This is a genomic window from Treponema saccharophilum DSM 2985, assembly GCF_000255555.1.
GTDB classification, from domain to species: Bacteria; Spirochaetota; Spirochaetia; order Treponematales; family Treponemataceae; genus Treponema_D; species Treponema_D saccharophilum.
In genome coordinates this window covers 114,803-141,556 of the sequence record NZ_AGRW01000051.1, presented here as the reverse complement: position 1 = coordinate 141,556, position 26,754 = coordinate 114,803, and the positions used below count along the sequence as shown (strand labels likewise).

Annotated in this window: 26 protein-coding genes; 12 read left to right on the top strand and 14 right to left on the bottom strand. The window is 51.0% G+C overall.

Annotation, left to right across the window (positions count from 1 at the left end; genetic code table 11):
- Positions 1–7: 7 nt before the first annotated feature.
- The 9 genes from TRESADRAFT_RS10460 to TRESADRAFT_RS10420 all read right to left on the bottom strand — a co-directional run bounded on the left by TRESADRAFT_RS10460 (position 8) and on the right by TRESADRAFT_RS10420 (position 9,949).
- Positions 8–934, bottom strand: a complete 927-nt coding sequence (locus tag TRESADRAFT_RS10460) for a capsular polysaccharide synthesis protein (RefSeq protein WP_002705508.1) — start codon at positions 932–934, stop codon at positions 8–10.
- A gap of 86 nt (positions 935–1,020) precedes the next feature.
- The gene (locus TRESADRAFT_RS15285) at positions 1,021–2,172 is read right to left on the bottom strand and encodes a glycosyltransferase (RefSeq protein ID WP_002705506.1); all 1,152 of its coding nucleotides are present in this window, start codon (positions 2,170–2,172) and stop codon (positions 1,021–1,023) included.
- Positions 2,169–2,690 (bottom strand): AAA family ATPase, encoded by a 522-nt coding sequence (locus tag TRESADRAFT_RS10450; RefSeq protein ID WP_245534348.1) that lies wholly within the window; start codon positions 2,688–2,690, stop codon positions 2,169–2,171. The genes TRESADRAFT_RS15285 and TRESADRAFT_RS10450 overlap by 4 nt, the downstream gene beginning before the upstream one ends.
- Before the next feature lie 267 nt (positions 2,691–2,957).
- Positions 2,958–3,938 carry a glycosyltransferase family A protein gene (locus TRESADRAFT_RS15280; protein WP_002705502.1) on the bottom strand — a complete coding sequence of 327 codons (981 nt, stop codon included), beginning with the start codon at positions 3,936–3,938 and terminating at the stop codon, positions 2,958–2,960.
- A 21-nt stretch (positions 3,939–3,959) separates the two neighbouring features.
- On the bottom strand, positions 3,960–5,414 hold the full coding sequence (locus TRESADRAFT_RS10440; RefSeq protein WP_002705500.1) for a flippase: 1,455 nt from the start codon (positions 5,412–5,414) through the stop codon (positions 3,960–3,962).
- Between the two features lie 15 nt (positions 5,415–5,429).
- On the bottom strand, positions 5,430–6,056 hold the full coding sequence (locus TRESADRAFT_RS10435; protein WP_002705499.1) for a DUF3226 domain-containing protein: 627 nt from the start codon (positions 6,054–6,056) through the stop codon (positions 5,430–5,432).
- Positions 6,053–7,090, bottom strand: coding sequence for an AAA family ATPase (locus tag TRESADRAFT_RS10430; RefSeq protein ID WP_002705497.1), 1,038 nt, complete (start codon positions 7,088–7,090; stop codon positions 6,053–6,055). Before TRESADRAFT_RS10430 ends, TRESADRAFT_RS10435 begins: the two co-directional genes overlap by 4 nt.
- 245 nt (positions 7,091–7,335) lie before the next feature.
- Positions 7,336–8,304, bottom strand: coding sequence for a glycosyltransferase family 8 protein (locus TRESADRAFT_RS10425; RefSeq protein ID WP_002705495.1), 969 nt, complete (start codon positions 8,302–8,304; stop codon positions 7,336–7,338).
- A 1-nt stretch (position 8,305) separates the two neighbouring features.
- Complete coding sequence (locus tag TRESADRAFT_RS10420; protein WP_002705493.1) at positions 8,306–9,949, bottom strand: capsule assembly Wzi family protein; 1,644 nt, start codon at positions 9,947–9,949, stop codon at positions 8,306–8,308.
- Positions 9,950–10,197: 248 nt separating this feature from the next.
- On the opposite strand from TRESADRAFT_RS10420, the gene TRESADRAFT_RS10415 reads away from it, so the two are divergent.
- The 8 genes from TRESADRAFT_RS10415 to TRESADRAFT_RS10380 are packed head-to-tail and all read left to right on the top strand — an operon-like array spanning position 10,198 to position 17,375.
- Positions 10,198–11,421: a PilZ domain-containing protein gene (locus TRESADRAFT_RS10415; RefSeq protein ID WP_002705491.1), complete on the top strand. Its 1,224-nt coding sequence runs from the start codon at positions 10,198–10,200 to the stop codon at positions 11,419–11,421.
- The gene (locus TRESADRAFT_RS10410; RefSeq protein ID WP_002705489.1) at positions 11,418–12,389 is read left to right on the top strand and encodes a hypothetical protein; all 972 of its coding nucleotides are present in this window, start codon (positions 11,418–11,420) and stop codon (positions 12,387–12,389) included. Before TRESADRAFT_RS10415 ends, TRESADRAFT_RS10410 begins: the two co-directional genes overlap by 4 nt.
- A 40-nt stretch (positions 12,390–12,429) precedes the next feature.
- Entirely contained in the window at positions 12,430–13,689 is a 1,260-nt protein-coding gene (locus TRESADRAFT_RS15275) for a ComEC/Rec2 family competence protein (RefSeq protein ID WP_002705488.1), read from the top strand.
- 24 nt (positions 13,690–13,713) lie between these two features.
- Positions 13,714–14,592, top strand: a complete 879-nt coding sequence (gene rsmA, locus TRESADRAFT_RS10400; RefSeq protein WP_002705485.1) for a 16S rRNA (adenine(1518)-N(6)/adenine(1519)-N(6))-dimethyltransferase RsmA — start codon at positions 13,714–13,716, stop codon at positions 14,590–14,592.
- Positions 14,579–15,271 (top strand): YggS family pyridoxal phosphate-dependent enzyme, encoded by a 693-nt coding sequence (locus TRESADRAFT_RS10395; RefSeq protein ID WP_002705484.1) that lies wholly within the window; start codon positions 14,579–14,581, stop codon positions 15,269–15,271. Before rsmA ends, TRESADRAFT_RS10395 begins: the two co-directional genes overlap by 14 nt.
- Positions 15,268–15,738: a hypothetical protein gene (locus tag TRESADRAFT_RS15270; RefSeq protein ID WP_002705483.1), complete on the top strand. Its 471-nt coding sequence runs from the start codon at positions 15,268–15,270 to the stop codon at positions 15,736–15,738. Before TRESADRAFT_RS10395 ends, TRESADRAFT_RS15270 begins: the two co-directional genes overlap by 4 nt.
- The gene (locus TRESADRAFT_RS10385; protein WP_002705482.1) at positions 15,725–16,693 is read left to right on the top strand and encodes an RluA family pseudouridine synthase; all 969 of its coding nucleotides are present in this window, start codon (positions 15,725–15,727) and stop codon (positions 16,691–16,693) included. Before TRESADRAFT_RS15270 ends, TRESADRAFT_RS10385 begins: the two co-directional genes overlap by 14 nt.
- On the top strand, positions 16,671–17,375 hold the full coding sequence (locus TRESADRAFT_RS10380; RefSeq protein WP_002705481.1) for a pseudouridine synthase family protein: 705 nt from the start codon (positions 16,671–16,673) through the stop codon (positions 17,373–17,375). The genes TRESADRAFT_RS10385 and TRESADRAFT_RS10380 overlap by 23 nt, the downstream gene beginning before the upstream one ends.
- 67 nt (positions 17,376–17,442) lie before the next feature.
- Here TRESADRAFT_RS10380 and TRESADRAFT_RS10375 read toward each other — a convergent pair whose 3' ends face one another.
- Together TRESADRAFT_RS10375 and TRESADRAFT_RS10370 are read right to left on the bottom strand one after the other, a co-directional pair.
- Complete coding sequence (locus tag TRESADRAFT_RS10375) at positions 17,443–18,174, bottom strand: DUF6675 family protein (RefSeq protein ID WP_002705479.1); 732 nt, start codon at positions 18,172–18,174, stop codon at positions 17,443–17,445.
- Between the two features lie 93 nt (positions 18,175–18,267).
- On the bottom strand, positions 18,268–19,083 hold the full coding sequence (locus TRESADRAFT_RS10370) for a DUF6675 family protein (protein WP_002705477.1): 816 nt from the start codon (positions 19,081–19,083) through the stop codon (positions 18,268–18,270).
- 112 nt (positions 19,084–19,195) lie between these two features.
- On the opposite strand from TRESADRAFT_RS10370, the gene TRESADRAFT_RS10365 reads away from it, so the two are divergent.
- Positions 19,196–20,389 (top strand): pyridoxal phosphate-dependent aminotransferase, encoded by a 1,194-nt coding sequence (locus tag TRESADRAFT_RS10365; RefSeq protein WP_002705475.1) that lies wholly within the window; start codon positions 19,196–19,198, stop codon positions 20,387–20,389.
- A gap of 37 nt (positions 20,390–20,426) precedes the next feature.
- On the top strand, positions 20,427–21,902 hold the full coding sequence (locus tag TRESADRAFT_RS10360; RefSeq protein ID WP_002705472.1) for a glycogen synthase: 1,476 nt from the start codon (positions 20,427–20,429) through the stop codon (positions 21,900–21,902).
- 113 nt (positions 21,903–22,015) lie between these two features.
- Here TRESADRAFT_RS10360 and TRESADRAFT_RS10355 read toward each other — a convergent pair whose 3' ends face one another.
- Positions 22,016–22,867, bottom strand: coding sequence for a phosphoribosylaminoimidazolesuccinocarboxamide synthase (locus tag TRESADRAFT_RS10355; protein WP_002705470.1), 852 nt, complete (start codon positions 22,865–22,867; stop codon positions 22,016–22,018).
- Positions 22,868–23,013: 146 nt separating this feature from the next.
- Between TRESADRAFT_RS10355 and pcnB the strand changes: the two genes are divergently transcribed.
- Positions 23,014–24,120, top strand: coding sequence for a polynucleotide adenylyltransferase PcnB (gene pcnB, locus TRESADRAFT_RS10350; RefSeq protein WP_040842887.1), 1,107 nt, complete (start codon positions 23,014–23,016; stop codon positions 24,118–24,120).
- Positions 24,121–24,131: 11 nt separating this feature from the next.
- Here the strand turns inward: pcnB and TRESADRAFT_RS10345 are convergent, their stop codons facing one another.
- Together TRESADRAFT_RS10345 and TRESADRAFT_RS10340 are read right to left on the bottom strand one after the other, a co-directional pair.
- On the bottom strand, positions 24,132–25,088 hold the full coding sequence (locus TRESADRAFT_RS10345) for a P-loop nucleotide/nucleoside kinase family protein (protein WP_002705468.1): 957 nt from the start codon (positions 25,086–25,088) through the stop codon (positions 24,132–24,134).
- 33 nt (positions 25,089–25,121) lie between these two features.
- Positions 25,122–26,141: an RluA family pseudouridine synthase gene (locus TRESADRAFT_RS10340; RefSeq protein ID WP_002705467.1), complete on the bottom strand. Its 1,020-nt coding sequence runs from the start codon at positions 26,139–26,141 to the stop codon at positions 25,122–25,124.
- Positions 26,142–26,193: 52 nt separating this feature from the next.
- On the opposite strand from TRESADRAFT_RS10340, the gene TRESADRAFT_RS10335 reads away from it, so the two are divergent.
- A complete protein-coding gene (locus TRESADRAFT_RS10335; RefSeq protein ID WP_002705466.1) occupies positions 26,194–26,718 on the top strand; it encodes a divergent PAP2 family protein in 525 nt (174 codons plus the stop codon).
- Positions 26,719–26,754 lie beyond the last annotated feature (36 nt).

The window sequence follows — 26,754 nt, the reverse complement described above, 5'->3', positions numbered from 1 at the left end:
GATAGCTTTAAAACTCTAGCAAATGTTTATAAAAACTCTGCTTTTCAGATTTTGCAATATCAATCTTATACGACAACTTGTGAATATCGCTCATTCGGCAAAGTTGCTCCCATCGCTTTTGAGAATACGGCTTGTTTAACTCTCGCTGCAAAATGTGAGGAGGTAAATCTGGAAACCACGGAATTTCATTCCATTCATCTTTGTAAAAATCAGCAGCAAGACTCATAAAAATAAAATAGTGAATTGCCGAGTTGTGATTTTTCCAATACTCATAAAGCAAATCGCGGGTAAGTGTTAAAATCGGATTTTGTTTTTCTGCCGACATAAACCAGTTCTGTGCTACAGTTGCATCATCATTCTTTTCTTTTGTCTTGAACACAAAAAGCGGAGTGTTAAAAGCATAATCGGGGTAAGTTGTGCAATAAACAGTAGCGTCAACCCACGTTCCGCCGTATTTTGTCAGAAGTTCAAGGCGGAGTAAATCTGAAAAATGAGTGTTGGAAATAATGCCTTTTTTGTATTTTTCTTTGATAAAATCGGGAAAATCAACATAATCATACAGATTTTTTGCTGTAATTATCTTAATTTCTTTGTTTGGCATTTGCTTTTTGAGCGAAGTAAGGCAGCTTTTGCACAATTCTGGAGCATTTTCTTCGCCTTGAAGCCAGCACCACCAGATTATATCGCTGTATTCGTGCGTTTTATTCTCAATTCGCTTGTAATTCAAAAGAAAATGCTTGTATTTTGCCTTGAGATAAGTGAAAACCACCCAGTTTTTGTTCACTTTTTTGATATTGCTGTCAGTTTCTTGAAAAGTAAGAGTGTACCAGATTTTTAGAACAATATAGCGCGCATAATCAAACGATTTTGTTTTTAACTCGCCATATTTTCCGCTTTTAAAAAGATTTTTTGCCTTTGAAAAGATGTTTGCCATAGTCTTTTTCTCCCATTACGCCGCAAGACTTGTTTTGATATCCGCAACAGAAGAAAAAGACGGCAAAAACACTTGACACGCAAATTTCAGCGCATCACAATTTGATTGATTGATTGCATTAGTATCTCCAAATATTTTTTTGCCAAATTCATCGGTTCGTAGTTTTCTGAAAGCGTATTTGCGATTTGTTCCAGCTTTTCATCAGTATCACGATTTGCAAGTTTTTCATACATAAGAAAAGAAAGCTCTTTTTCATCTTTTGCGTTTTCAACATAGTTGCAAAGCCCCATTGTCGCCTCAAAAAGAGAAGTTTCTTTTGTGGAAATCACAGGGATTTTGCAAATCGCCGCTTCCACAGGAGTGCGTCCAAAGCCTTCAAACAAAGATGGCGTTACAAAAAGTCTTGCATTTGTCAAAAGCCAATTTCGCTCTTCATCGCTCACGCGAAAAAGCATTTTCACACGTTCTCTCAAGCCGTTTTTGGCGATAAATTCCTGCATTTCAGCAAAAATCGTTTCGTCTTTGTAGCCTCCGCAGAAAACTAAATCTTCATCGATTTTGTCTTTTATCAGATTGAACGCCTTGAGCAAAGTCATCGGGTTCTTTTTATCGATATAGGCATTGAGGTCAAGAATGTACTTTTTGCCTGACAAATATGCAATTTCGCTTTGTTTTGACACATCAAAGACAATCGAATTCGGAATTTTCGTAATTGAAGATGCTTTTTTTTTGTCAAGTGCAAAAGTTTTGATTATGTCGTTTTTTGTGTAATCCGAAACGGTCGTAAGCGCGCAGTTTTTGTCAGTAATAAAGCTCCAGCCGTCTTTTCCGTTTCTGTGAACGCGATAAATGTCGTGAATTGTGCATAGCGACGGCAATTTTGTTTTTACGAATGTGTAATCAACGCAATACGGAAACCAAATTGCGCTGCATTTTTTTTCTGCCACTCGCTTAAATATTCCGAGTTTTTTTAGATATTTTGTGCCTTTGAACTTTCCGTGAGATATTTTATTTGCGATTTCAATAGGCAAATAATTCAAAACGCAGAGTTCATATTGCGGGAAGCGTTCTTTAAAAAATGCCTCGTGGTTGTAATTCACAAAAAGCACAAAGTTATCTGCTTTTCCCATTCTCGCGAATGCGTCCAAAATATCAGCTGTGAAAATCGATGTCGAAAGTGAAAGTTTTTTGCTTTCTGCTTCGTTATGTCCAAATGCTGTGCAATCTATTGCTATCATATTATATATACCTCTTCATCATCTTCAAACACAGGAACGCCGCCCCAAACATTATTCATATAATTCTCGTCTAAAACCTTGTCAATTCGCACCTGCTTATCTTCAAGACTGTAAAGCGTGGTACTGCCGTCATCTTTGCTGTCTGCAATCCAAACCTCGTTGCGCCTCACAATATCGTGGCTCATAATCCGAGTTTCGTGAGTCGTGGTCAAAAGCTGAATATTGCGACTTTGAGCAATCTCAAAATATCGCTTCACAAACTCAATAGTCAATTTTGGGTGCAAACAACGGCTGATTTCGTCCATAATATACACCTTTTCTTTCTTGCTCTCAAGAATTTCAAGCAACTGAAACAACCTGTGCGTGCCGTCGCTTTCGCGTGCCATCGAAAACTCGACCTCTTTGCCGCCAATAATATGCACAAAACGCAAAACGCTATACTTCACACCGTCTTCATTCATCGTGAAAATATCTTGCCTGCTTCTTACAACCGCTGAATATTTTTTTTCGACAGTTATCCCCTTTGGAACAAGCTGCTTTATAATCGGCTTTTTATGTGAGATGCTAGAACAAGTTCCGCATGTTATACTTTTTCAAGACTTCTTTCTATAAAAATCATTTTTCAAAGTGTTCTATTTTGCATTCGTGCGCTTTTGTTTTCGTCATAATTCACACCAACAAAAAGTATTTCTACAGAATAATGGTACTAAAGAGAGCTATTTCCTTACTGACTTATGATATTTTTTAGCCAAATATAAAGTTTCGTTCGCTTTATGCCAAATCTGTTACTTAAAAAAATTCCTTTTTATTTTCATGTACAATCTGTAAAACCAAAGCATATTATATTTTAAGCAGAATAGAACTCTTTTTTGGCCTTTAGTTCTTGTATGGTGCAAATCTACATAAGGTTTTAACTCGTATAGACGTTTGTAATATGGCGAAAATATTGCATCAAAAATCAAATTCGAAATATGTTTATTGAGAATATATTCTTTGTTTTTTACCTCATTTTCATTTAAGAATTTGAAACGCTTTATAAAAATGCTTATAAAAATGCTTATACGCTCTGGCGGATAAACTTCTGGTCTTGAAAGCGAGTTTTGGCTTTCTAAATAATTGTAAAGACATTCATTTATAAAAATAAATTGCTTCACAAAATAAACGAACCTCATATTGAATTCAACATCTTCCGCAAGGTTCATAGATTCTTCAAATAAGATTTTATTGATTTTCAATTGTTTTGCACTATAAAAATTTCCCCATACAAAATTTAAATGAATATCAAGAGATTCAAAATCGTCTTTCAGACTGCATGAAAGTACAGAAGTGTTTTTTTCAAATTTATGGTGAATTGCTTCTGTCTTTGTTAACTGATTCCACCCGCAAATATAAAGGGTTTCATCGTGATTGTCTGGATTATTGTTTGCAGCAAAAACAACTTTTTCAAAACATGATTCGGACAAGAAATCGTCTGCATCTACGAAAGTGATGAAATCATCATCACAAGCATTTTCAAGTGCATATTTTATCCCGTTATTTCTTGCAGTAGAAACACCTTTATTCTCTTGATTTAATAAAACAAATCGTTTATCATCTGTGAAATTTTCGCAAATTTCTTTTGAACTATCTTTTGAACCATCATTCACCATTATACAAGTGAAATTCCTAAATGTCTGTTTTGAAATTGATTCAAGACAGATATTTAGATACTTTTCTGCATTGAAAATTGGAATAATTATATAAATTTTAACCTCATTTGCTGACATAGCCTACAAATCTCCAAAGTTTTATTGCTTGTTTTTTACTATTTTTTGTTTTATTGATTTCAAAATTTCAAAAACAATAGAATTTCTTTCCAGCAATAAAAGCAAAAAATAAGTTATAACTCCTGTTACAATTCCAAAAATCATTTTTGAATACTGGGTTTCAAAAAATCTTATAAAAAAGAACACTGTTATTCCCATTATAACGGAATTAAGAAAATATTTTAAAAATGAAAGTGAAAATTTGTGAACCTCAAAATATTTTCTTGCAAAGAATAGCTGTGTTGCTGTTACTAAAGATTCCGCTGAAACAGTTGCGATTGCAGCTCCAAATGCTTGAAATCGTGGAATCAAAACCAGATTCAAAGTAAAATTTGAAACTGCACCAATAATTTCTGATATTAGAGTATATTTTTCTTTCCCCATAGGGATTAAAATCTGGGAACCCAATAAAGACCCCATACCAATAATAACTATTATAGGATTCATCATTCGCATTACAGGAATTGCCCGAACATACTGAGCACCGCTCAATAGTAATATTACGCTTTCACTAAGAATAGAAAGTCCAACAGCACAAGGAATTGATATTAAAAACATTACATCAACACTTTTATAGACTAATCTATTAAAACTTTGAAAATCTTTTTTTCCAATATAATAAGATAATCTTGGCATTAGTATAAATCCAATGCTTGTTACAAGTTGCAAAACTATTTTGTTTATTTTTGTAGATGCCGTGTAAAGTCCAACTTGATAATCACTAGAAATCAAACCTACCATTGTTGTGTCAAGAGTTGTATAAATGGAAATGGCGACAGACATTCCAAAAAGAACCATTACAGGTTTTAAATGCTTGAGTGGATTGCCAATTTTGATACTTCTGAAAGAAATATATTTTTTTGCATGGAAGAAATTGAGTACATTTGAACCTACATTTGCAAAAACTGAAATTCCTGCGTATTTTATGTAGTCAGCCTCAGTTTTTACAAATACAAACAAAAAAAACAAACTAAGAATTTGAAAAACAAGATGTCTGATTGTTATATAAAAGTAATCTTCTTCGGCTTTATAAAGCCAGTCCATACCAATTGTTGTAAAAATAATTGTAGTGCTACAAACAAGAAGAACTGCTCTATATGCAACAAATTTAGGAATAAAAAATATTGCTACAATAAGACAAATATATGCAATGAGTGTTGAGATACAATTGAGTATAAAAACTTCTTTGCAGAAAGCACTAAGTTTTACTTTGTCATCACGAAGTTTTGCGGCTTCCCGAATAGCATACATATAAATTCCAAGAGCAGCAAAGACTGAAAAATATGTTACTATTGACTGCGCAAAATTCACTTTTCCAATTCCATTGGGCTGCAATACTCGAGAACTATATGGAAATGTTATAAGAGGAAATATTACTCCTAAAAAAGTTTTAAATATATTTAAAAAAGCATTTTTTTTCAGAGATTTCTGTGCCATAACATAAACTCCGAGTTATAGATACAATGATTTCAAAAATCTGTTCACATCTTGAAAGGCTGAAGATGAAAAATCCCAAAGTCCCTGCATTGCTGCTTCTCCAAGATTTCGTGGTATGTTTGCGGTTCCTGCCAAATAGGCTTGCAGTTTTGCTTTGTGAATATTGTAATGCGTTTTATCTTCGTTCTTTAAAAGAGATTCTGCTTCTGAAATATATTTTTCTGTTTGATTATACAGCAAAGAAACTTTTACAGAGTTTAGGCATAAATCTTCAAGCATACCAGCATTTTTATTGTTAGGCATTATAAAAATACCACATTTTATATTTCCCCGTGCAATTTCTCCTGCATGATTTGGCAAAAGAATGTCTGGTGTGTATTTCTTTACAATATTTGAAATACTTTCAAACGCAGAAGCAGCCTCGTTAGTTTCCGCATCACGAACAAAACCAATTTTTTTCACAGCAGAAAATCCTGTAGTTATGGCAACAGAAGGATACAATTTTGCAAACTTTAAATATCCACCTGCAGAACGAATAGTTACATTTTCAATCTGTAAATATTTTAGGAGAACTGAAAATAAATTTTCTTCATCTTTACATTCTACCAAAAGAAGTTTTTCGCTTTTTATTGCTTCGCTCATCTCAACTCCCAGCGCTCTTTTATTGCTTCTTTTGCAGCTTCTGGAGTTATTATAACAGCATTGTGATTTCCAGAAGAATCTCTCTCAAGACGTGTGATTGAAAGTTTATTTTCATCTGGTGCTTTTTCAATAAAAGATTCTATACATTCATACGAATGAGTTGTGGCAAACACTTGAATATTCTGTGAACTGCATATTTCAAAAAGAACAGCCCATAATTGAGCCATCGAAGTATGGTGCAAACCATTTTCAAATTCATCAATAAGAATAATTCCGTCTTTTAAGGTTGTAAGAGTCGTTATAATAGCAAGTATTTTTTCAATTCCCTGTCCCATTAAAGGAATTGGCAAAAGAGAAGAAAGCCCTATATCAACAAAAATACCTCCATTTGCACCTAACTGAATATCCTGAATATTCTTATCAACAGCCTTTAGAGCTTTTATAACTAAGTCTTTCTGCTTATTGATTATTAATCTGCTGAGGGCATTTGAATAATTGTAGCCAGACCAATCAGGAGTCCAGTAAAAAGACGGAGGAACTATATCACTGTTTTGTAATAAATTATTGTCAGCAACAGACTGATAAAGAGGATTTTTTGTATGCTGCTCTGGTGAATATTCCACAGAATATTTTTGTCCGTCAAAACGTTCCACATTTATTTTGTATAAACCTATAGCACGTTCTTGTTGTTGAGCAGTCTCTCTTGAAATAAATTGTTGAGCATTGATTTTTGGAGCATTGATGGAAAGAATTCTGCTTTCTTTTGTATCTATTGTAAGAGAAAACATTATAGGTTTTTCATAATTCAGATTATGAAAAGCTGTAAAAATATCATTATTAAAAAGCCTTCTTGCAGTATTTATTTGATTAAGAAGCATTCCATTTGGAAGTCCCAAACAAAATTGGATTGATTCAATAAAGGAACTTTTTCCGCAATTGTTCTCTCCTAAAATCAAATTAAATTGCTTAAAACCAGAAATGGTCAATTCATTTATTGAACGAAAATTTGATATACTAACAGTAGTTATATTCATATATACTCACTACACGCATAAAAGTTAAAACTGTTTTCACGGTTATGATATTCTCTAGGGATATGTTACAAAAAGTATGCTATTTTTTGATAGTTTGTCATTCCGAACTTGTTTCGGAATCTACTCTATCAAGGCAGATACTGAAAACTTGTTCAGCATGACAATAGTTTCTAAAGTATACTTTTCAAAACACTTCCTACTCTAGAATATCAAATAAACTCTAATAATTATACAAACTTAATCTTTTACCTGCAAGGCTTTAAATTTGTATATAAAGTCAAATCAAGCGGTTTTCTGAAATCTGCATAGTTTTTTATATGCAATACAGTCAATATTTTTTTTAAGTACCATTTTATTCTATAAAAGCCTTTTAATTTATGAGAAAGTTGCAAAGTTTTTCCAGTATATTGCTTGTAAAAAAGTCGGTACTGCTTTTTTAGCGGGTGATTACATTCTACATGCCACGGTTTATAAGTGGCAGAAAAATGCAAAATACAAGGATTCTTTCTTGCATTGTCAATTTCTGAATAAAAATGGCTATCTATGCACATATCATTTTTATCAAAATAAAATCCTTGAGTAAAATTATAACGGAAATCTGCCCATAAAACAGTGCCGTTCAAAACATGGTTCAGCGCGTCTTGGTCATGCCAAAGGCAAGCGTCTGGTTCTGAAGCAATATAATCAAGACATTTTTTCATAACATCATTTTTGCGCCACCAATCAAGATTTATGAGCATAACACCAGCGCAAAAATATCCGTTTTCTTTTGGGTACTTTAATCTGCAAAAATGATTTTCATTTGCATCCTGTTCATCGTGGCAAACTGCGCAAGAGTAATTAGTTATGTCCAAATTATAAAAGTCTTTCAACGAATCAACACAAAGTGTATCTCCGTCTACAAAAAGCAATTTACTTTCAGGAATTATCTTCGGAAAATAAATGCGAAAATACGTTGCAATAGAAACGTGGTCGCCTTTTCTTATAGGAAAATCTGCAATATCTTTATCACTAAGTGCAATCATTTCTATTTTTGCATGCTTGCTATGAGGTTCTACAAATGATTGCAGCAGTCGAATACTATTTGCACAAAGATTTTGCGTGATGATAAAGAAATGAAAATTTTCGTTTCTATTTGATTCCAAAATTGAAGCAATAGATGTTCCTGTTGGAATCAAATAATTTTCGTCGGTGATAAGTGCTATGTTCATCATCTTATAAATTGATTTTTAATCCACCTTGTATATAGTAGCCGCGCATCCATGTACTTGCACCATACAAAGGGTCATTTATTCCCATAATAGTGAAACTTCCAGACAATAAAACATTCTTTGTCGCATAAAAATCTGTGAAAATGCCATAACTTCTTATAGAACGAAATCCAGAACGTTCTTCACTTGTTGTTGTTGTACGTATTGCTTGTATATATACATAGTTATTGTCTGTATTTTGATTTCTCCAAAATAAAAGCATACTGCCACGAGAGTGATATAACTTAAAGCCTGTAAATATTGAAATTCCACCATACCCTGTCCCAGAACCAAGCCATTGGCCACGGTTTGTATAGCCTTGGGGAATTTGATAATGCATACAGAAACTATAAGGATATTGAAATTGAAAATCTTGAGACATTTCAGTGTTACTCCATTCAAAAACAACCTCTCCTTTCAGATTATTTTTTTGACAAATGGGAACAATTTTTTTTACACCAACTGTGTAAACTGCAGTTCTTTCTGGATATGGGGTAAAAGGCTCTCCATCATCATATCCAATTTCACCATATGCCTCAAATCCAACATTAGGAAATACCCAGTCAGCACTTATAGAAAATTTTTGATCTTCTCCATTTCCTGTATTATCACCAACATAAGTATTTTCACGAATGGGAATGATATATTTTAAATTAGATGTTCTCCATTTTACCAAACAAATTCTATTTGCTGTTAATATGAGTCCAGGAATAAATGCAGGTGCATAAGACATACTAAGTCCATGAATCATATTATGGTCGTTCGAGCTATCCTCATCAAAATAATTACTCTCTGTTAAATAACCAGTCCAAATACGTCCTTCAATTGCACCCAAATTCCAGCCTAAAAATGGCATATAGATTTCTGTTTTACGCAAACCTACATCAACTTTTGGGTAAGATGCAGCATTGTTTGAATGCAAAAGAGGATTTAGCCAAGCAGGACCAAGCCAGATGGACTGCGTGCCAAAACCTACAGTAAATGTGTGCCATGACCAACGAACTTCTGTGTCACCCCAATCATAAGTCCAAAATGATGAATCACCGAATCTCTGAGGAGCATCAACACCGACATTATTGCCATATCCCCAGATATATGCATATTTATTTGTGTAATATGCGCTGTTGTCCATCAAATCAAACTCTTTGTTCTGTGAGTATGAAACCTGTGGCTTAAAAGTCAGCTCAAAACCATATGCCTCAAGCCGAGCGCCCGCGGTGAAACTGGTGTTGTAGCCTTTGCCCTGCCAGAGCGCGCCGTCGTTCTGCCCGTAAGGAGCGGCGGTGTTGTATGAATTGAACCATTCTGGTCCGTAGATTTTTACTTTTACGCTCTGGTCGATGCCGTTCGCGAAGCGGTTTTCGGCGGGCGTTTCGTTTTCCCAGAGCGTGAATTTCGTGCCGAGGTTGTTTCCCGCCCAGATGTGGTTCTCGTCTGTGATTGTCCATTCGCTGTCGCTTAATGTGCGGTAGCCGAGCGTCTGGCGCTCTGCCTGGCCCGTGAGAGAGAGAAAGTCGTAGTATTCCTCCTCCGCGGATTTCAGGGCTTCCTGTGCTGAGAGAAGCGGGGGGATAAGAAGCGATGCCAGCGCCAGAATTGTTTTTCTCATTTTTTTTCCGAAACTCCGTTTTTCGATCTGGAATCCGTGCGGACTTTTTTGACGGGCGGGATTATAGCAGTATTTTTTTTGTTGGGCTAGTTCGGCGGATGTTTTTGCGCGATGGAGGTTTTTGAGATTTTCTTTTGGGGATTTTTTGTATAAAATAAATTTAACGAATGGTTCGTTGAGATGATGTGGAGGCTTCTGGCGTCGCCGTTAGCCGCTTATTGCAAAAAAGTTCATAAGGTGGAATCAAAATGTTCGAGCTCGTCTTGTTCTTGTTTTTTGTCGTCGTCGCGGTCAGGCTCATCGTCGTCTTCCGCGACAAGATTCGTTTTTTTGCGACGGGGAGCGACAAGGGGTTCAGCTTCTCCGAGATTCGTTCCCTCTGGAGGCTTGCCGAAAGCGCCGGCGTCGAGGAGCCGGAGTCGCTGTTCTATTCCCACAACCTCGTCGATGACGCCATAACGCGGTTCATCGCCGAGTGCGAGGAGGCGGGGACCGTGTCGTCCCGCTCGAACCAGGAGTTCCTCAAGAAGCTCTACGCATACCGCACCCGGATAAGCCTCGAGCACGAGGACAAAAGGGGGCTGGACTCGACGAAATACCTCGATTCCGGGCAGAAAGTCCGCCTCATCCTTCCGGGGCACGGCGTCTTCCAGTCGGAGATTGTCGGCAACGAGGCGGACATCATAATACGGACGCCCACGCAGAACGGCTCCATCGTCATTCCCGGCGAGGATTGGGTCGACAGGAAGATAAGCGTCTATCTCTGGCGGAAGGGGGACGCCGCCTACGTTTTCGATTCCGTCGTTCTCGGGACGACATTCAGGAACGGCGTCACGGCGCTCAGGATAAGCCACTCGCACGAGCTTCTCAGGACGCAGAAGAGGCGTTCCATCCGCGCCGTCTGCTCGATTGAATGCAGGCTGTATTTCCTCGGGGAAGGCGATGTCGACTACGATGCCGTCGAAGAGGGCGCCGGCTACAAATGCCTCATCGAGGACGTCTCGGAGGACGGGGCGCTCGTCCGCGTGGGCGGGAAGGGCGTGCGCGACTCCCAGATAAAGCTCCAGTTCACGATAGGCGACGACCTCGTCGTCATGTTCGGCATCGTGCGCGCCGTCGAGTACGACAAGGCGAGGAACGAGTCCAAGCTGCATTTCGAGTGCATCCACCTTGACGACAAGATGAGGAACCAGGTTCTCGGATACGTGTACAAGGTTCTCCCCGAGAAAGAGAGGGAGGTCTTCGAGGCGATCGCCCAGACGGAGGAGGATGCCTCTGCTTCCGGCGACTTGCCGCCTGACGGCGCCGGTGACGAGGGTGCCGGAAGCGGCGGGGAGATTTCCGGGGAGGCTGGCGCGGATGCCGGAATTGGGCAGAAGGACGGGGACTCGGGGGTTCCTGAGCCGCCCGTGAATTTGTTCGACGAGAACGAGATATTCCGCTTGGACGGCGACAAGGACGGCGTGCAGTGAGTTTTCGCGCGAGGATATCCGCCGCATTGCTCGCCGCTGCTCTTTCCGGGGCGTTCTGCGATGACGGGGCGCTCGTCCGCTCGTTCCTGAAGGGGAGCGTGTCGGAGAAGACGGGGGCAGTCCGCGCGTCGACAGGGAGCGACGCTGAGCGGATGGCGGGGCTGGGAATCGATTTCTGCCTTTCCGTGTCGGGAATCCTCGGAGATGACCGGGACGTTCGCGCGCTCGCCCTTGCGTCCGTCCTCGCCCTGCCCGATGAATCCGTCCCGTCCGAGCGCGAGCGGCTGATGGCGCTTTTCCGGCAGTTTCCCGACGAGACGTTGCGGATTTCCGTCCTCGAGAAGCTCGCGTCGTCGCCTTCCGACTCCGTGCGGGGCGATTTGGTCTCGCTGTTCGCGGAGCTGTCGTCATCGTCGCCGTCGTCCGCCGCCTCGTATCTGGAGTCGCTGTCAAAATCGGGAAAAATCAGGGATAACAAAAATTTATTGCCGGAAATTGCGGAAAACGTTCTCTCGGACGCGATTTACAGTGTGGAGGCAGTTCCTGACGGAACCCTTTCCGCGGGCGAGCCGTCCGTCGCGCTCATGCTCCGCTCGTTCGGTGTCGTCGCGGAGGCTGGCTGGACGCGCGCCTCGCCGCTCGTTCCGAGGTGCTTTGCCCAATGCGTCAGGCTGTACCGCGCCGGTCTGGTGGAGGCGGAGTCTTTCGCTCGCCTCGTGTTCCTCTCGTCGCGCTTCCCGTCCGTGACGACGGTGGAGGCGATACGTTCCTGTCTGGCCGACTGCAACGCCCTCGTCGAGGGCGGCTCGGAGCAGCCTCCCGAAGCTGTCATGCTTTCGCTCATAACCGCGCTCGGCGAGCTCGGGGACAAGTCGGCGTTCGATGACCTGCTTTACGTCACGTACCTCGGGTATTCCGATTCCGTCGTGGCGAAGGCGCGGGAATCCCTGTCAAGGCTGCGCTGGTGACGCCCCGTTCCGTCGTCCGACCGATAAAAGGAGGCGGCGGATGTCTTTTTTCCGCTCCGTCACAAATCCTCTGTTCGCGTCCGCGCTGCTTGTCGCTTTGCTGCGCTATTCGGGGGTTGTCCGTGTCAGCCCCGGTTCCCTGTCGTCCCTCATCGAGCCTTCGTCGATAGTGTCCGTTCGGGGCGTCGTGGAGTCCGCGCCGAAGCGGATTCGCGGCGGCTCCTACATGATTCCGCTCCGTTGCACGTCCGTGTCGTCAAGGAGGGCCGTCTCCTCCGCGTCCGGCGCCGTCTCAATCATTGTTCCCGCCCGCATAATCGATTCCCGGAGCCCCGGAGGAATATTCACGTCCGCGCGCGGCTCGCCTGCTCCCCTTGTCGATGCGGGGCTCAGCGTCGAGGCGTCCGTCTCGGCGTGGAACCCTTACGGCGGCGGCTCGTTCCGCTCTGAGTCGATAAGGGATTGCGGCGGATGGGGCAGGGGAATCCCCGGCGCCCTGCGGAGAGCCCGCGCGGAGTGGAGGCGCTCCTTCAGGCGGCTCCTCGCCTCATGGGGGGACGCGGGCGGGCTTCTCCTCGCGCTTCTTTCCGGGATGAGGGACGGCACGTCCCCCGTGCTCGCCGAGAATTTCCGCAGGGCGGGGCTCTCTCATATCCTTGCGCTTTCGGGAATGCACATGTCGCTTTTCGGCGGCGCCGCAAGTGCCGCGGGCGGGATTTTCGGGCGGAGGGCAGGGCGCTTTTTCTCACTCGCCGCGGTCGTCGGCTTCGCCTGGTTCGCGGGGCTCTCCCCGTCGCTTCTGCGCGCGCTCTTTTTCGTCGCGGTTCCGTTCGTCGCGGGCGCGTTCCGGCTGCGGGAACCTGACGGGCTTGCGCTTCTGTCCCTCTCGTTCCTCATCCATTCCGCGGCTGTTCCGGAGCACGTCGCCGAGGTCTCCTTCATGCTGAGCTACTCGTCGCTTCTCGGCATAACACTTCTTTCCGGGGCGTTCCGGTCGGCCGTCTCCCCCGTCATCCGCGTTCCGTGGATTTCGTCTTCCCTTTCGGCGTCTGCTGCTGCTTTTGTGGCAACTGCCCCCGTGTCCGTTCTCGTGTTCGGGTATGCTTCTCCCGTCGGGATTGTCTCGACTCCGGTCGTCGCGCCGCTCGTCGTCGCGTTCATCGTTCTCGGCGCCGTATCCTTCGCGGCAAGTCTCGCCGCGCCTTTTCTTTCGCCGTTCTTCGGTGGTATTATGAACGCCATGTATTCGGCAGTTTTCGGCGCGTCCGCGTTCTTTGCGGAGCTTTCCGGGCTTCCGTGATATTTTCTTGGAGATAACTGATTGATGGAACATCCTGACTACAACTCGCCGCTCGCGCTCAAGGCTTTCCTTGACGGGAACGGCATGGCTATGCAGAAGAAGTTCGGGCAGAACTTCCTCGTCAACGGCGATGCCCGTCGGCGCATCGTGGACGCCCTCGACATCGACGGCTCGAAAAACGTCTGGGAGGTCGGGCCGGGGCTCGGCTCCATGACCGCGGAAATCCTGTCGCGGGGCGCGTCGCTGACGGCGTTCGAGATAGACAGGGGGTTCGCGCGCCTTGTCGGGGAATTTTTTGCGGATGAGGCAGCCCGCGGCAAATTCAGGCTCGTCGAGGGCGATGTCCTCAAGACGTGGAAGGGAGAGCTTGAGAAATCGGGCGTGCCCGACCGTTTTTTCGGGAACCTTCCTTATAATGTTGCCGCGACGATTGTCGCCGACACGATTGCGTCGGGCGTGAGGTTCGAGAAGGCGGTCGTCACCGTGCAGAAGGAGGTCGCCGTGAGGATGGCGGCCGATTGCGGGAGCGGCGACTATTCGTCTTTTTCGGTGCTGTGCCGCTGGGCATACAGAATATCGAACGTCGCCGACCTCGCGGGAGGAAATTTCTGGCCCGTCCCGCGCGTCGCCAGCCGTGCCGTCCTCATGGAGAGGCGGGACGGCTTCCCCGGATGCGCGAATCCCGGGCTCTTCATGGGCATGGTGAGGCAGCTTTTCAGCTCGCGTAGGAAGACCGTGAGGAACAACCTCGCGCGTCTTGCCGGCACCGATTCGGGGGACGTGATTTCGTCTGCCGGAATAGACCCGTCGTCGCGCGCGGAGTCGCTTTCCGTGGAAGAGCTGCTCGCTCTTTCCGACAAGCTCGGCGAATTCTTGGGGAGGATTGGCGATGGAAAAAACTGACATAGCGGGAAACATCTCGCGCATAAAGGCGGGGCTTCCGCCTTCTGTGCGGCTCGTCGCGGTGAGCAAATTCCATCCGGCGGAGAGCGTCGAGGAGGCGTTCCGCGCGGGGCAGGTACTGTTCGGGGAGAACCGCGTGCAGGAGGCCGCCGCGAAATTCGACGAGCTCCGTTCAAGGGGAATCGAGCCTGAGCTCCATATAATCGGCTCTCTGCAGCGGAACAAGGTCAAGGAGGCGGTGCGGATTGCGTCGTGCATCCAGTCCGTCGACAGGATGGAGCTCCTCTCCGAGATAGAGAAGCGGTGCGTGCAGCTCGGGAAGGCCGTCGACGTTCTCCTCGAGATAAAAACGGGCGAGGAAACGAAATCGGGCTTCACGTCCGGGAACGATGTCCGCGCCGCGCTCTCCGCGCTCTCCGCCGGCGAATTCCCGCATGTCACCGTGCGCGGTTTCATGACGATGGCGCCCAACACCGATGACGAGAAAGCCGTCCGCGACGCGTTCGCCTCCGTCAGGCGACTCCGCGACTCGATGGCCGCGGAATTCCCGGGGCTCGACCTCGGGGAGCTTTCTATGGGGATGAGCGGGGACTACCGTATTGCCGTCGAGGAGGGCTCGACGATGGTCAGGATAGGGACTGCAATATTCGGTGAGCGCGATTACGGGGAAGGCGCGTGAGCCGGGGCGTTTTTGCGGCGCTGCTCGCGTTCCTCGTCCTCTCGTCCAGTCCCGCCGCCGCCGAGTCTTCGAAGACGGGATGGGACGACGTAGATTTTCCCGTCTGGGCGAAGGATATCAGGAGGGCGGAGATAATAACGCTCGGCTCGCTTCCGTTCGTCACGCTGTGGACGACGCTCGGGTATTCGATTTTTGAGTACGGGGAATTCAGGAACCCGCTGAACAAAAGCTCGGATTCCTTTACGGTCGAGGACCAGAAGAAGATTATCGCAGTCTCCGCGGGGGCGTGCGTCGCGCTGGGCATCTTCGACTTGCTCGTCACGAAGGCGTCCCGCTCCGTGCGGGGAAGGCGCGTCCGCGAGGGCGGGGCTGTCACCGTCCGCCCGGGAAGCGGCGATGGGGGCGCGCGCCCGGATGAAGGCAGGGAATATCTTATGGAGGGGGTTTGCGAAGATGCCGTCTTTTAGGTTTGTCGTTCCCGACGGCGCAGGCTCGGGGCGGCTCGACAAATTCGTGGCGGATTCGTGCGATGGAATGAACCGCTCGAAGCTGAAATCGGGGCTGTCGTCGCTCCTGCTGAACGGGAAGCCGTCGAAGCTTTCTGCGAAGGTTCGCCCCGGGGATGTCGTCGAATTCGGATGGGAGGATTCTGTTCCGGACAACATTGAGCCGGAGGACATTCCCCTCAAGGTCATATACGAGGATGACGACGTCACTGTCGTCGACAAGGCGCAGGGGATGGTCACGCATCCCGCCGGCGGGAACTGGACGGGGACGCTCGTCAGCGCGCTCCTGTTCCGGTGGGGGCGCGGGACGATAGAGGATGTCTCAGGTGGCGGGGCAGAGCGGCTTCGCCCCGGAATAGTCCACCGGCTGGACAAGGACACTTCCGGCGTAATCATAACGGCGCGGAACAGGGCGAGCGAGGAATGGCTCCACGCGCAGTTTTCTGACCACCGGCTTTTGCGGAAGGAGTACGTCGCAATCTGCACGGGATGCCCGCCGTCGCGCGCAGGGAGAATCGACTCGTGGATAGCGCGGGATCCCGGCGACAGGAAGAAATTCCGCGCCGTTCCCGCGGGTGGTTCCGGGAGAAGCGCCCTGACGCTGTACCAGTGCGTCGCCGTCTATACCTGCGGGGGCGAGACGTATTCGCTCTTCCGCGTCCGGATAAAGACAGGGCGGACGCACCAGATTCGCGTGCATCTCAAGTCGATAGGGTGCCCCGTCCTTGGGGATCCGCTGTACGGGAAGGCTCCGGGGAGCCGCTCGACGTTCCGCTCCGCGACGCTCATGCTCCATGCGCGGATGCTCGGCATACGGCTTCCGGGGGCGCGCGTCCCGAGCGAATTCCGCGCCGACTATCCGGTCCGGTTCAGGAAAGTTATGAAGGTGCTTCATGAAAGATTCCGGAAGAATTGAGATACTGCACGCCCCGACCGATTCCGAGCCGTTCATCGTCCTCGACAAGCCGTCCGGCATGCCGACGGCGCCCCTTTCCGACGGGGACGAAAGCGCGCTCTCGTTCGCGCTGGAGTCCTTCCCGGAGGCGGGGGGCGTTTCGGGGAGAAAGGCGGTGGAGCGGGGGCTCGTCCACAGGCTCGACACCGCGACGAGCGGGCTTGTCCTCATAGCGTCCACCCAGGAATTCTACGATTTCATATCGGCCGAGCAGGACGCAGGGCGGTTCGTGAAGCATTACCGCGCCGATGTCGATGACATTCCGTCCTGCGCGTCCGAGCTCGGGGGATTTCCTCCCGTCCCGGCTTGCGTCCGCGCGGGAACGTTCCGCGTGGAAAGCTTTTTCCGCCCGTTCGGTCCGCGTGGCGCGTGCGTGCGTCCCGTTGCGGAAGGTTCGGGGCGTGCGGCGTCGCGGAAAGGCGGTACGCGCGTGTATTCGACCGGCGTGTCTCTGGCCGGGGGAAAGTCGAGGGCGCTCTGCTCCATAACGGCGGGGTTCCGCCATCAGGTGCGCTGCCATCTTGCGTGGTGCGGCTTCCCCGTCCGGGGCGACGCCCTCTACAATCCGCGCGGGGACGGCGGGCCGATGCTGTTCAGGGCGGTCGGGATTGAGTTCCCGGGGTTCTCGCTGCGCGTGGAGTGACCGCCGGAGACGGAAACGTCCCGCGGGGATTTCCGCGGGACGTTTTCCGATTGAAGCCGCTTCCGGCCTAGATTTTCTCGAATATGTAGTTGCAGAATGTCTTTATCCTGTTCATGAACGAGACCTCGACGCGCTCGTTGATTCCGCTCATGAACGGGATTTTGAGCACGTCCGCGCCCCCTATGGCGTAGAGTATCCAGTTGTCCCCGTCCCTGAACACGGTTATGACCGACTGCATCTTCTCCTTCCCGACGGCGTTGAACTTGTCGTGGTAGCGCAGCTTGTCGAGGTTCTTCATCATGTAGAAGTAGTTCGTGTCGCGCTTCTCTATGTCGATTTGCGACCTGAACTTCCCGAACACGGACATCTCCAGTATCGTCGAGAGCGTGGTCGTGTTCCCGCTGACCGTTTTCCCGGTCGTCTCCGCCGAGCTGTAAAGCTGGTACCATTCGCCCGTCCGCTCCGAGTAGTAGGGGATTCCCACGTACTGCGAGACGTCGGACAGGACGGCGTTTATGTTCTCCACGAGGTTCTCGTTGCCCTCGTAGGGGCGCACCTGTATTATCTCCGCGATGTATGTCGGGCCGAGCTTCCTCATCGCGTCGATGACCTGCTCTGTCTCCGCCGTCCTGTCAACGCTCGCCTTCTTCACGGAGCTTATGCTCTTGATGAGGACCTTCCCCGAGCCGAGCGTCGCGCGCTCCTCGTCCGTGAGGTTCTTGTTGAACGGATTTGCCCACAAGGCCGGCGAGATGATTGCGGCGGCCGCGATTATGAGCGTTCTCAAGTTGTTTTTCATTTTCGTTCTCCTTTTCGTTCCGATTTCGTTGCTGATATTCCCGCCGCGGGCAGGCTCACACATAACAAAGCGCTCCCGCCTGCGGTTACCGCCCTAGTCGCGGGATGCGTCGCTTTTGTCCATGGCGCTCTCCACCTTTCCTCCGGAGCTGTCTATTCTGCTGAACACGAAGTCCGCGAACGCCTTGACGCGGCCGGTGAACGCGGGCTCGACCCGCTCGCTTATGAAGGGCGGCCGTATGACGTTCGCGCCCCCGACGGCGTATATCGCCCAGTTTTTGCCCAGCCGGAACACCGCGACGACAGACTGCATCTTCTCGGGGCGGATGACGGTGAAGATGCCCTTGTACTTCAGCTTGTCCGTGTTCCGGAGCCTGTAGACGAACGTGTCGCCCCTGTTCTCGATGTCTATGCGCGAGTGGAACCGCCCGAACATGTCCATCTCGAGCGTCTCGAATATCGTCTTCACGCCGTCCTGCTCTCGCGTCTCCGTGACCTCGGCGTAGTTGTACAGCGGGAACCACGCCTGCTCGTGCTCCGACCAGTACGGGATTTCCGTGTACGACAGGAAATCGGACATCGCCTCGTCTATCCTCTCCACGAGGTCCTCGTTCCCTTCGTACGGCCTGAAGTTTATTATCTCCGCGATGTACCCGGATTTGAGGATGTTCCTGAGCGGCTCCGTCACGAGCCTCGTGTCCTCCGTGTCCTTGACGCAGAGCTTCTTCATCGACGACACGCTCCTGAGAACGACTCCGCCGGAATCCAGGATTTCCCTGTCGCTTTCCTTGAGCCTCCCGTTGAACATCGAGTCGAAGTCTATCCCGAGCGCCGTCGAGGCGGCGGCATGGACTGCGGCGAGCGAGAGCGCCGCTGCGACCGCCGCTGTTTTGATTCTCTCCGTGAGCATTCCCCCATGATAGAGGAAACGGCGCAAAAGTTCGAGCGGAAGCTGCCGGATGACGCCCGAAAAACGGCGACGGTGGCAACTTTTGTTTTTATACGTGGTATAATGGCGCATTATGATTGCACAGTATATGAAGGAGCTGATGGGCAGCAGGAGCGCATCGGCTATCAGGCGGATGTTCGAGGAGGGCATCGCGCTCAAGAAGGTACATGGCGAGGAGAACGTCTTCGATTTCTCCCTCGGGAATCCGGATCTCGACCCGCCGGAGAAGGTGCTCGCCGCCATCGAGGAGGTCGCCCGAGACCGCGCGCACGGCGCCCACGGGTACATGCCGAACGCAGGATACGGCTGGGTGCGCGACGAGATGGCGCGGAAGGTTTCCTCCGAGCAGGGGGTCGAGGTCGGCGGGCAGAACGTCGTGATGACCGTAGGCGCGGCAAGCGCGCTCAACTGCGTCCTCAAGGCGGTCGTCAATCCCGGTGACGAGGTCGTCGTCCCTGCTCCTTTCTTCGCGGAGTACCGGAACTACGTAAGGAACCATGGAGGCGTCCTTGTGGAGGTTCCCCCGGGGGACGGCTTCTCCCTCGATGTCGGGGCGATAGGCGCCCGGCTTACGGAGCGGACTGCCGCGGTGCTCATCAACTCCCCGAACAATCCCACCGGAAGGGTGTACAGGCGCGGCGAGATTGAGTCGCTCGCGGAAGTGCTCAGGAAGCATGCCGAGTCGTGCTCGCGCGCCCCGCTTCTCGTGTGCGACGAGCCGTACCGCGCGATAACATACGACGGCGCAGTCGTCGCGCCCGCGTTCCAGTGCTATGACGATTCGGTCGTCGTCACGTCGTTCGCGAAGGACTTGTCGCTTCCGGGCGAGCGGCTTGGGTACGTGGCCGTGAGCCCGCGCTGTTCGTTCGCGTCCGAGCTTGTCGGCGCCGTGACGTTCTCGCTCCGCGTCCTCGGGTGCGTCAACGCGCCGGCTTTCTTCCAGAAGGTCGTCGCGAAAAGCTGGGATGCAGAGGTCGATTACTCGTCGTACGAGCGGAGGCGCGACCTGCTCATGGAAATCCTTGACAGGGTGGGGATAGAGTACGCGCGGCCGGAGGGGGCGTTCTACCTTTTCTGCAAGGTTCCGGGGCGTTTTTCGGGCGGCGACGCTGAATTCTGCGACCTTCTGAAGAAGCATCTGGTGCTCTGCGCGCCCGGTGCCGGTTTCGGCGGGCCGGGGTGGTTCAGGCTCGCGTACTGCGTCCCCGAGTCCACCATAGTCAACTCGGAGCGCGCTTTCAGGGCTGCCGTCGCCGAAATCGGATGACGGTTTTCCGCTGTAGATAAATCAAGGAGATGCATGAATGAAGATTCTTATGGTTTCTGCGGAGGTCGTTCCCTTCGCGAAGACGGGCGGGCTTGCCGACGCGGTGTCCGCCCTTGCCGGAAATCTCAGCGAGCAGGGGCATGACGTCAAGATTGTCATGCCGCGCTACTACAAGATTGACAGGAAGAAGCTCACGCCGCTTCCTGGCGCGATGGGCGTCCCCGTGGGCGGCGGGCAGGAGTGGACCGAGGTCTACTCGGCGCCGCTTCCGGGATTCCCCAAGGCGACGGTCTATTTCATCGACCACGAGCAGTGCTTCGGGCGCGACGGCGTCTACGGGCCGACTCCGTCGTCGGATTTCCCCGACAACACGTACCGCTTCTCGCTCCTCGCCCACGGCGCGTTCCAGGTCTGCAACAAGCTCGGCTGGTTCCCGGACATAGTGCACGCGCACGACTGGTCGGCGGGGCTGGCGACCGTCCTCCTCAAGCATGTCTGCCGCTGGCAGGAGAAATTCCGGCACACGGCGAGCGTGTACACGATTCACAACATGGGCTATCAGGGCGTCTTCGGGAAGGACAAATTCCCCGACCTCGGGCTCGACTGGGGGCTGTACTACGGCGCGGGCTTCGAGCGGAACGGCGCGCTGAATTTCCTCCAGGCGGGAATTTCGTGCGCCGACATGGTGACCACGGTATCGCCGACGTACGCGCATGAGATTCAGACGCCCGAGGGCGGGTTCGGCCTCGACGGGCTCCTTCGCGTGAGAAGCGACGTCGTCCGCGGAATCGTGAACGGAGTCGACAAGTCCGTGTGGAACCCTGCTACGGACAGCCTCATACCGGCACGGTTCGGCGCGGGCGATATGGCGGGCAAGGCTGCGTGCAAGGCTGCGCTGCAGAAGGAGTTCGGGCTTCCCGTCCGCCCCGATGTCCCGCTCGTCGGCATGGTCGGGCGCCTCGTGTCGCAGAAAGGAATCGCGGAGGTTTTCGCGCCGTCATACGGTTCGGTGTATTCGATATGCTCCACGATGGACGTTCAGTTCGCCGTCATCGGCACGGGCGAGCGGTGGTGCGAGGATGAAATCCGCGAGCTTCAGTCGAAGCTCCCGAACTTCCGCGCGAAAATCGGGTATTCGGAGCGGGTGAGCCATCTCGTCGAGGCGGGCGCCGATTTCTTCCTCATGCCGTCCCAGTACGAGCCGTGCGGCCTGAACCAGATGTACAGCGAGCTTTACGGGACGCTGCCGATTGTCAGGCGCACGGGAGGCCTTGCGGACACCGTCGAGAACTACAACGAGCAGACGGGAGAGGGAACCGGATTCATGTTCGACTCTCTCACGCCGGGCGCCATATACGACACCGTGGGCTGGGCTGTGTGGGCCTATTACAACAGGAAGGAGCACATTCGGGCGATGCAGGAGCGCGCCATGGCGATGGACTTCTCGTGGAAGGCGAGCTGCGACGGATACGTCGAGGTCTACAAGGAGGCGCTCTCCCGCGGATGCTCCTGATTTTCCGCGCGCATGAAAAAATCCCCGCCGAATCCAGATGTTCGGATTCGGCGGGGATACCCTCCCACCTCCTGGAGGCAGTTTTGATTTTTTTTGTCCGGGGCGCCTGACCGCTAGAGGTCTTTTCCCGTTATCTTCCTGACGCACTCGTGGTAGAGCTCGCTCGTGCGCTTCACGACGTCGGCGTCGACTTCCTTTATGGTCGGGTCGCCCGCGAGGTTCTTCGACTTGAGCCAGTCGCGAACGAACTGCTTGTCGTAGCTTGCCGGGCTTGTGCCGACCTTGTATTCCTGAAGGTTCCAGAACCTGCTCGAGTCGGGCGTGAGCACCTCGTCCGCAAGCACGAGCTCCCCGTTCTCGTCGAGGCCGAACTCGAATTTCGTGTCGGCTATTATGATTCCGTTCTTGTATGCGTGGTCGTAGCATTTCTTGTAGATTGCGAGCGCCATGCTCTCAATCTTCTCGCCGAGCTCCTTTCCGAGGTCGTTCTTCATGTATTCGAGGGTGACGTTGATGTCGTGCCCCTCGGCTGCTTTCGTTGACGGCGTGACGATGGGCTCCTCGAGCTTCTCCGCCTGCTCGTATGCCCTGTCGAATTTGTGGCCGAGGAACGGCTCTCCCTTCTTGTACGCCTCGTACATGGAGCCGAACATGTATCCGCGGACGATGACCTCGTACGGTATCATCTTGAGTTTCTTCACGAGGATTGTCCGCCCCTCGTACTCGTCCTTCTGGAATTCGGCGGGCATGTCCTTTAGGTCAGATGATATCATGTGGTTCTTCACTATGTCCTTCGTCAGCTCGAACCAGTAGTTCGAAAGCGCGTTGAGGACCTTGCCCTTGTCCGTTATCATCGTGGGGAGTATGACGTCGAACGCGCTGATGCGGTCCGTCGTCACGATGACCATGCGGCCGTCCTCAAGATCGTAAACCTCGCGGACCTTGCCGCTGATTACCTTTTTCATAATTTCGTCTCCTTAAAGGTTTGGATGCTCAAAAAAGCGTGTTCGATTCTATTCCGAAAAGCGCTCTTCCACAATAGAGGGCATTTTCCCGGCAAAAAAAGCCGTTTGTTGAAAAGCGCGCCCCGAATCGGTATCATTGAGGCATTGTGTTATATCGTTATTCTACAGACAAGAAAGGCAGGCCTGTGCGCAAGGCCGTCGTCTACACGAAGGACGAGCACCTGATACCGAGGGAACGGATAGATCAGGATGCGTACAGGATTGTCGAGCACCTGCGCGGATGCGGGTTCGACGCCTACATCGTCGGGGGGGCGGTCCGCGACCTCCTCGTGGGCAAGTCGCCCAAGGACTTCGACATAGTCACCGACGCGACGCCGTCAAAGATAAAGCGGCTCTTCAGGAATTCAAGGATAATAGGAAAAAGGTTCAGGCTCGTGCACGTTTTCTTCGGCGAGAAGATTTTCGAGGTGTCCACGTTCCGTTCCGTCGCGTCCGGCTCCGTCGGGAACGATTTCGGGACGATGGACGAGGACGTGCAGCGGCGCGACTTCACGGCGAACGCCCTGTACTACGACCCGATAAAGGAGCAGGTCGTGGATTACGTCGGCGGCGTCGAGGATATCCGAAAGAAGGTCCTGCGCCCCGTCATACCGCTCGAGCACATATTCGAGGACGACCCGGTGAGGATGCTCCGCGCCATAAAATACGCGTCCTCGCTCGGATGCAGGATGCCGCACTCGCTCCGCTCCCGGATAAGGAAGTCCGCGCATCTTCTCTCGGCTGTCTCCCCGTCGCGCCTCACCGAGGAGCTCATGAAAATCGTGAACAGCGGGCATTCGTTCGAAATCGTTACGCTCGCGCTTGAATTCGACGTCTTCATGTACCTCCAGCCGTCGGCGTGCGCGATGATGTACGCGGACAGGAAATTCGAGAGAAGCTACATGATTCATCTGAAGGAGCTTGACGGGTTCGTGCGCGACAATCCCGACGCGCGGTTCGGCAAAAAGCTCGCGTTCCTCGTCTGCGATTTCATAGGAACCCTTACGGACTGGAAGAAGGAGGTTGACACGGATTCGGCCGCCGGAGAGCTGTACACGAGGACGTGGACGCAGTGCCGGAACTTCGTCCTGCCGATGAACCCGCAGCGGACGGAGCTCGAGTTCGCGATAAAGTCGTCCCTCCTGTCTCTCGGCGTCAACGTGCGGATTCAGAAGCCTCCGCGCGCCCAGGCCAGACGGCAGAGGAGGGGCTGACCGCATTTCCTTTATATGACGGGCTTCGCGCGCGGCTGCAGCATCTTGTCGACGACGATGAAAAGCTCCTCGATAAGGACGCCCGTCTCCGTCTCTATCATCTTTATTACGAAATCCTTCATTTTTTGGGTCATGTCGGCTATCGCCCCGTTGAAGGGCATGTCCGCGGTCAGCGTGAGCGTGTAGCCGGACGGCCCGTTTTTTATCGACAGCTTCTTCATCCGTATCTCGGAGTCGAACTGCGCCGTGTAGTCGAGCGTCAGCCTCGCGAGGGATGCGTGCGATATGTTCTTCCTCGCGTAAATCGAGAACGCGGGGCGGACTATCGATTTCTCGAACAGCTTAGACTGCTGGTTCCCCTCCGCCTTCTCGACCTCCGCCTGCTGCTTTATGCCGAACAGCTTCGCGAGCAGCGGTTTTTTCGCCACGGCAATCCTGATGGAGTCGACGAATATCTTCGAGTACGATTTGTCCTTCTGCCGTATCTCGTACGAGCGGACGGGGATGACGTGCTTTCCCTCTATCTGCCGGCTTCTCTTCGCCTCGTCCATCTCCTCCGGCGTCGCGACGTCCTCTATTCGTATGTATTTCACGGGCGGCGGAAGCTGGAGCCTCGTCGTTATTTTGAGAATCATCTTCTCCGACGTTCCGAGCACGAGGATTCTCCTGATGTGGTGGGAGAGGATTGCCTTGGCGACCCAGTCGCGGTGCTCCTTGTCGTCGAAGAGCGCGACCCTGACGGCTCCCATGTAGTTCTGCTCGAGCTTTGCCGACTTCCCCGCGATTATGCGCTCGTCCTGGATGAGCAGGCCGTCGTCGATAAGGGCGCGCGCCTTGAGTTTCTGCGCGATGAATTTCGCCCGGTAGCTCTTCCCGGTTCCGCTCGGGCCGTAGAATGCGTACACGGTGATGCCCTTTTTCGGGAGGCGGAGAAAGTCTGTTATGCGGGAGAAAGTCGGAAAAATCATCGGGGATGATAATAATGCGCGAATTCCCGTTTATCAAGTTTTCGCGCCGGCACGTATTGTCCCGCCGTCTATGACGCACCCGAACAGTTTGAGCGCGTCGGCGAGGTCCGGGGCGGGGGGCGCGAAAAGCGCGTCCGGAAGCCCGAGCGCCTTTTTCTTTTCCTCGTCATGGAAAACGATTTCCAGCGCGTGGAGGAAAAAATCCCTGCTCGATTTTATCTTCCCGCCGCCATATGCCTCGTCCCCGAGAAGCGGGAAGCCGTTCGCGGCGGACTGCGCCCGTATTTGGTGCGTCCGTCCCGTCTCGATGGTGAACGAGACGAGCGTCGCTTCCTTCCCGCACATCGTCCCGCGCGCAATCGGCTCGGCCGTGGTGATGCTCTCCTTCCCGCCGTCCGCTTCCGCGCCGAGGACGGTTACCGTCGCGAATGCCGTGCCGCCCGCTTCCGCGCCGCTTCCTCGCTCGATTCTGTCCGTCCATTTCGCGGCGCTCTCCATCGAGCCGAGGACGATTCCGATGTACCGCTTCTCGAGGCGGTGTTCCCTCATCATTTCCGAGAAGATGCGCGCTCCCTCCGCGTCCTGGGAGAAGGCGAGAAGCCCCGTCGTCTTCCTGTCGAGCCGGTGGAGGGGACCCGTCCTGAACGAGAGCGATGTTCCCGCTTTTTCCGAAGACAGACGCTCCGCCTCGACGATTTCGCTGAGCGATTTCGCCCCGCCGCGCGCCGGCTGGACCGGCATGTCGTAGGGCTTGTTGATTACGAGCAGGTGCCCGTTGCGGAACACTTCGTCCAGATGCGGGAAGCCTGTTTCCGCCCGGGGCTTTTTCTGCTGCGCGCTTTCCTGCGCGAGTATGACGGCTGCGACCGATATGACGTCGCCTTCCTTAATCCGCGTGTCCTCGCGGCTTTTTTTCCCGTTTACCTTGATGAGCCCTTTCCTGATTGCCTTGTAGAGCGGGGAGAGCGACTCCGTTCCGAGAAGCCGCCGCGCGATTTTGTCGAGCCGCTTTCCGTCGTCGTCCCTGCCCGCGTTGAAATGCCTGAAATCCATGCGTGGATTCTATCATATTGAAAAAAAGAGTCCATATTGCTAGAATCACCGCATGTTTTCGACTGTGAGTGGGCAGATTCACACCTTGCTTGTTAGCCCGACGTTTCTCGCGTGTGCGTTCAGTTGGGTGTGCGCGCAATTCCTAAAAACGATTATCAAGCTATTTTCTGGAAAAGTTCACAGTCTGATTGAGCTTTTTGATTTGATGTTCTGGCGTACCGGCGGGATGCCTTCATCCCATTCCGCCGTCGTCTCCTGCGTCGCGACATGTGTCGGCCTGAGGTCCGGACTGGACTCGGACGTGTTCATCGTTTCGTTCGTGCTTTTCTTCATAACGATACGCGATGCGCTCGGCGTGCGCCGCGCGAACGGAATCCATGCGAGGAGAATAAACGAGATAATATCCGTGTTGAATTTCTTCGAGAAGAAGAGCGTCGAGAAGGAACTTCCGAAAGAGGAGGAGCTTCCCGAGGACGTCCAGCAGGTGAAGGAGGTGAACGGCCATTCCCCGCTGGAGGTGTTCGTCGGCGTTCTTCTCGGCATTTTCGTGGGGATGGCTTTCTCGGTTCTCAAGTGAATGAATGATGTCTAGGTTCAGAATTTTGTTTTTTTG

Excerpts from the sequence above, each read along its gene's own strand:
- TRESADRAFT_RS10395 (WP_002705484.1), top strand. The coding sequence starts at position 14,579 with ATGGAAAAAACTGACATAGCGGGAAACATCTCGCGCATAAAGGCGGGG.
- TRESADRAFT_RS10425 (WP_002705495.1), bottom strand. The coding sequence starts at position 8,304 with ATGATGAACATAGCACTTATCACCGACGAAAATTATTTGATTCCAACA.
- TRESADRAFT_RS15280 (WP_002705502.1), bottom strand. The coding sequence starts at position 3,938 with ATGTCAGCAAATGAGGTTAAAATTTATATAATTATTCCAATTTTCAAT.
- TRESADRAFT_RS10340 (WP_002705467.1), bottom strand. The coding sequence starts at position 26,141 with ATGGATTTCAGGCATTTCAACGCGGGCAGGGACGACGACGGAAAGCGG.
- TRESADRAFT_RS10435 (WP_002705499.1), bottom strand. The coding sequence starts at position 6,056 with ATGAGCGAAGCAATAAAAAGCGAAAAACTTCTTTTGGTAGAATGTAAA.
- TRESADRAFT_RS10345 (WP_002705468.1), bottom strand. The coding sequence starts at position 25,088 with ATGATTTTTCCGACTTTCTCCCGCATAACAGACTTTCTCCGCCTCCCG.
- TRESADRAFT_RS10460 (WP_002705508.1), bottom strand. The coding sequence starts at position 934 with ATGGCAAACATCTTTTCAAAGGCAAAAAATCTTTTTAAAAGCGGAAAA.
- TRESADRAFT_RS10360 (WP_002705472.1), top strand. The coding sequence starts at position 20,427 with ATGAAGATTCTTATGGTTTCTGCGGAGGTCGTTCCCTTCGCGAAGACG.
- TRESADRAFT_RS10370 (WP_002705477.1), bottom strand. The coding sequence starts at position 19,083 with ATGCTCACGGAGAGAATCAAAACAGCGGCGGTCGCAGCGGCGCTCTCG.
- TRESADRAFT_RS10335 (WP_002705466.1), top strand. The coding sequence starts at position 26,194 with ATGTTTTCGACTGTGAGTGGGCAGATTCACACCTTGCTTGTTAGCCCG.
- TRESADRAFT_RS10415 (WP_002705491.1), top strand. The coding sequence starts at position 10,198 with ATGTTCGAGCTCGTCTTGTTCTTGTTTTTTGTCGTCGTCGCGGTCAGG.
- TRESADRAFT_RS10385 (WP_002705482.1), top strand. The coding sequence starts at position 15,725 with ATGCCGTCTTTTAGGTTTGTCGTTCCCGACGGCGCAGGCTCGGGGCGG.
- TRESADRAFT_RS10355 (WP_002705470.1), bottom strand. The coding sequence starts at position 22,867 with ATGAAAAAGGTAATCAGCGGCAAGGTCCGCGAGGTTTACGATCTTGAG.
- rsmA (WP_002705485.1), top strand. The coding sequence starts at position 13,714 with ATGGAACATCCTGACTACAACTCGCCGCTCGCGCTCAAGGCTTTCCTT.
- TRESADRAFT_RS10430 (WP_002705497.1), bottom strand. The coding sequence starts at position 7,090 with ATGAATATAACTACTGTTAGTATATCAAATTTTCGTTCAATAAATGAA.
- TRESADRAFT_RS10420 (WP_002705493.1), bottom strand. The coding sequence starts at position 9,949 with ATGAGAAAAACAATTCTGGCGCTGGCATCGCTTCTTATCCCCCCGCTT.
- TRESADRAFT_RS10440 (WP_002705500.1), bottom strand. The coding sequence starts at position 5,414 with ATGGCACAGAAATCTCTGAAAAAAAATGCTTTTTTAAATATATTTAAA.
- TRESADRAFT_RS15275 (WP_002705488.1), top strand. The coding sequence starts at position 12,430 with ATGTCTTTTTTCCGCTCCGTCACAAATCCTCTGTTCGCGTCCGCGCTG.
- TRESADRAFT_RS10380 (WP_002705481.1), top strand. The coding sequence starts at position 16,671 with ATGAAAGATTCCGGAAGAATTGAGATACTGCACGCCCCGACCGATTCC.
- TRESADRAFT_RS10365 (WP_002705475.1), top strand. The coding sequence starts at position 19,196 with ATGATTGCACAGTATATGAAGGAGCTGATGGGCAGCAGGAGCGCATCG.
- TRESADRAFT_RS10375 (WP_002705479.1), bottom strand. The coding sequence starts at position 18,174 with ATGAAAAACAACTTGAGAACGCTCATAATCGCGGCCGCCGCAATCATC.
- TRESADRAFT_RS15285 (WP_002705506.1), bottom strand. The coding sequence starts at position 2,172 with ATGATAGCAATAGATTGCACAGCATTTGGACATAACGAAGCAGAAAGC.